A 2,835-nucleotide genomic window follows, 5' to 3' on the forward strand; every position below is an offset into this window, starting at 1 on the left:
CCAGGCGGCACTCACCGCCCGGTGCGCCGTCGCCGTCCCGGCCGCCGTGCCGGGCGGCAGGTGCACGGGACGGCCGATGTGGACATGGAGACGCGGACGGCGCACCGGGGCCGTGAACACACCGGCCAGTTGCTTCGCGACCGGCCCGGAGGCCAGCCGCCGGGCCCCCACCTGGCCCACGGGGACGACCGGCGCGCCGGTCGCGGCCGACAGCCGTGCCAGTCCCGTACGGAACGACCGGGGCGCGGCGCACCCCGCGTCCAGGCGTGACGGCAGGCCCCCTTCCGGGTACATGAGCACATGGCGTCCCGACCGCACCGCCTCCGCCGCGGCCTCCAGCGCGTCCGCCGCACGGGCCGATCCCCGGTGCACGGGAACGTGTCCGCCCCTCGACAGGGCGTGCCCCAGCACCGGCACCCGCCACAGCCCCGCCGTCGCCAGGACGACCGGTGTCACGCCCACCTCGCGCAGGGCGGCCAGCACGAGCACCGGATCGGCCGTCGAGTCGTGGTTGGCGACGAAGACACTGCCCGCGGGGAACGGCCCGGCGGTCTCACGGGTGACGGTGAGCCGCCCGAACAACGGCAGCAGGACGGCGGCGGTACGGCTGAGCAAGGGACGTCCTTCCGGCAGACGGGGTTCCTGCCGGTCAGCTTCGGGCGCGGCGGGCTCCCCGCGCCTGAGTACGCGTACTCGGACCGGCGGCGCCCCCTACTCGGTTCAGGGCCGGGAACCAGGGCTGAATCACCCCCGGACGCCCTGGGTACCCGCCCCTTCCCCGCGCGGACACGCCGCGCCGCTCCACCACGGGAGGCTGCCATGGCCGACCTCAGCCCGATCGACCTGCAGAAGGCCCTCAAAGGCGCCGAATACCCCGCCGGCCAGGACGACCTCGTCTCCGTGGCCAAGAGCAACGGCGCGGACGACACCCTGGTCAAGAAGCTGGGGCAGACCGGAACCAAGCGGTTCGACGGCCCCGACGAGGTCCAGAAGGCGGTCTTCGGCAACGAATAGCGCCGTGTCCGGGGGCTGCCCGCACGGCAGCCTCCGCTCCTGCCGGACAACCGAGACGAGGGACGGTACCGCGATGACCGAGTACGAACGTTCACACACGATGCCCGCATCACCCGAGCACGTCTTCGACCAGGCGGCCAACGTCGACCAGATGGACGACTGGCTGCCCGAGGCCCTGCACGTGCACGCCGAGGACCTGCCCGCCGTCACCGTGCACGAGGACCGCTCCGACGAGGACACCTCCGCACTGCTCCGTGCCCAGCGGGACCAGATGCGGCTCGAATGGGGCACGCGCGAGCAGGGCGGCTACACCGGCTGGCTGCAGGTCGCCGGCATCGGCAGCGGGGCCAGCGAGGTCACGGTGCACCTGTCCTTCTTCGACGACAGCCACGACCCGGGCGAGAAGGCCGTCGGCGACGCCCTGGACTCCAGCCTCCGGCGCCTGGAGGAACAGGTACGGCTCCGTGTCGACAACGCCGCCGGCTGACCGTCCGCCCCGTCCGGAAGGCCACCCCACCATGAGCAGTGAGCCCACCCCCGAGCACCGCTCGGACACCGCACTCAGGGTCAACGGCAAGCCGCACACCCTCCGCCTCGACCACCGGCGGGTCCTGCTGGACGTCCTGCGCGAGGACCTCGACCTCACCGGGGCCAAGAAGGGCTGCGACCACGGCCAGTGCGGGGCCTGCACGGTCCTGGTCGACGGCCGCCGCGTCAACAGCTGCCTGCTCCTGGCCGTGTCCCTGGACGGCCGCGACGTCACCACGGTCGAGGGCCTCACCGACGGCGGCGACGGCCTGCACCCCCTGCAGCAGGCCTTCCTCGACCGGGACGCCTTCCAGTGCGGGTACTGCACACCGGGACAGATCTGCTCCGCCGTCGGCGCCCTCGCCGAGGCCGAGGCGGGCCATCCCTCCCACGTCACCGACCCCGCCGCCCCCTCCGGGCGGCCCGTTCCGCTGGACGCCGCCGAGATCCGCGAGCGGCTCAGCGGAAACCTGTGCCGCTGCGGCGCCTACCCGCACATCGTCGAGGCCGTCGAGGACGTGATCTGAGTGGAGCCCTTCGGGTACGTGCGGGCCGGCACCGTCGAGGAGGCGGCCGAGGCGCTCGCCGCGCATCCCGGCGCCCGCTGCCTCGGCGGCGGCACCAACCTGGTCGACCTGATGAAGCTGGGCGTGGAACGCCCCGACGTCCTCGTCGACGTCGGCCGGCTGCCGCTGGACACGGTGGAGGAACTGCCCGACGGCTCCGTGCGCGTCGGCGCCACCGTCCGCAACAGCGACCTCGCGGCCCACCCCCTGGTCCGCGACCGCTACCCCGCCCTGTCCCAGGCGCTCCTCGCCGGAGCCTCCGGACAGTTGCGCAACGCCGCCACCACCGGCGGCAACCTCCTCCAGCGCACCCGCTGCCCCCACTTCCAGGACCTGTCCAAGCCCTGCAACAAGCGTGTGCCCGGCAGCGGTTGCGGCGCCCGGGAGGGAACCCACCGCGACCACGCGGTCCTCGGCCACTCCGAGCACTGCATCGCCACCCACCCCTCCGACATGGCCGTCGCCCTGGCCGCCCTGGACGCACGCGTGGAGCTGTACGGCCACGAGGGCGCCCGGGACGTCCCGGCGGACCGGTTCCACCGCCTCCCCGGCGACCACCCGGAGCGGGACACCGGGATCAGGCCCGGCGAGCTGATCACCGGCGTGGTGCTCCCGCCCGCCACGGCGTCGCTGCCCTCCGCCTACCGCAAGGCCCGCGACCGCGCCTCGTACGCCTTCGCCCTGGCGTCGGTCGCCGCCGTCCTGGACACGGCGGACGACGGCACCG

Annotated in this window: 5 protein-coding genes; 4 read left to right on the forward strand and 1 reads right to left on the reverse strand. The window is 74.2% G+C overall.

The annotated features are described in order from the left end of the window. A partial coding sequence (locus B7767_RS12235; RefSeq protein WP_085572224.1) for a lysophospholipid acyltransferase family protein occupies positions 1–615 on the reverse strand: 615 nt, incomplete at its 3' end. 204 nt (positions 616–819) lie between these two features. Here B7767_RS12235 and B7767_RS12240 point away from each other — a divergent pair. The 4 genes from B7767_RS12240 to B7767_RS12255 form a co-directional block, all read left to right on the forward strand. Further along, on the forward strand, positions 820–1,014 hold the full coding sequence (locus tag B7767_RS12240; protein ID WP_085572220.1) for a DUF2795 domain-containing protein: 195 nt from the start codon (positions 820–822) through the stop codon (positions 1,012–1,014). A gap of 73 nt (positions 1,015–1,087) precedes the next feature. Next, positions 1,088–1,501 carry an SRPBCC family protein gene (locus B7767_RS12245; RefSeq protein ID WP_085572221.1) on the forward strand — a complete coding sequence of 138 codons (414 nt, stop codon included), beginning with the start codon at positions 1,088–1,090 and terminating at the stop codon, positions 1,499–1,501. A 31-nt stretch (positions 1,502–1,532) separates the two neighbouring features. After that, entirely contained in the window at positions 1,533–2,069 is a 537-nt protein-coding gene (locus tag B7767_RS12250) for a (2Fe-2S)-binding protein (RefSeq protein ID WP_085572222.1), read from the forward strand. Beyond that, on the forward strand, positions 2,070–2,835 hold a 766-nt coding region (locus B7767_RS12255; RefSeq protein ID WP_085572223.1), incomplete at its 3' end, for a xanthine dehydrogenase family protein subunit M.

It is taken from the genome of Streptomyces sp. 13-12-16, from assembly GCF_002114215.1.
Taxonomy (GTDB): domain Bacteria; phylum Actinomycetota; class Actinomycetes; order Streptomycetales; family Streptomycetaceae; genus Streptomyces.

What these genes read in the sequence shown, in the direction of transcription:
- B7767_RS12240 (WP_085572220.1), top strand. Translation starts at nt 820, where the DNA reads ATGGCCGACCTCAGCCCGATCGACCTGCAGAAGGCCCTCAAAGGCGCC.
- B7767_RS12250 (WP_085572222.1), top strand. Translation starts at nt 1,533, where the DNA reads ATGAGCAGTGAGCCCACCCCCGAGCACCGCTCGGACACCGCACTCAGG.
- B7767_RS12245 (WP_085572221.1), top strand. Translation starts at nt 1,088, where the DNA reads ATGACCGAGTACGAACGTTCACACACGATGCCCGCATCACCCGAGCAC.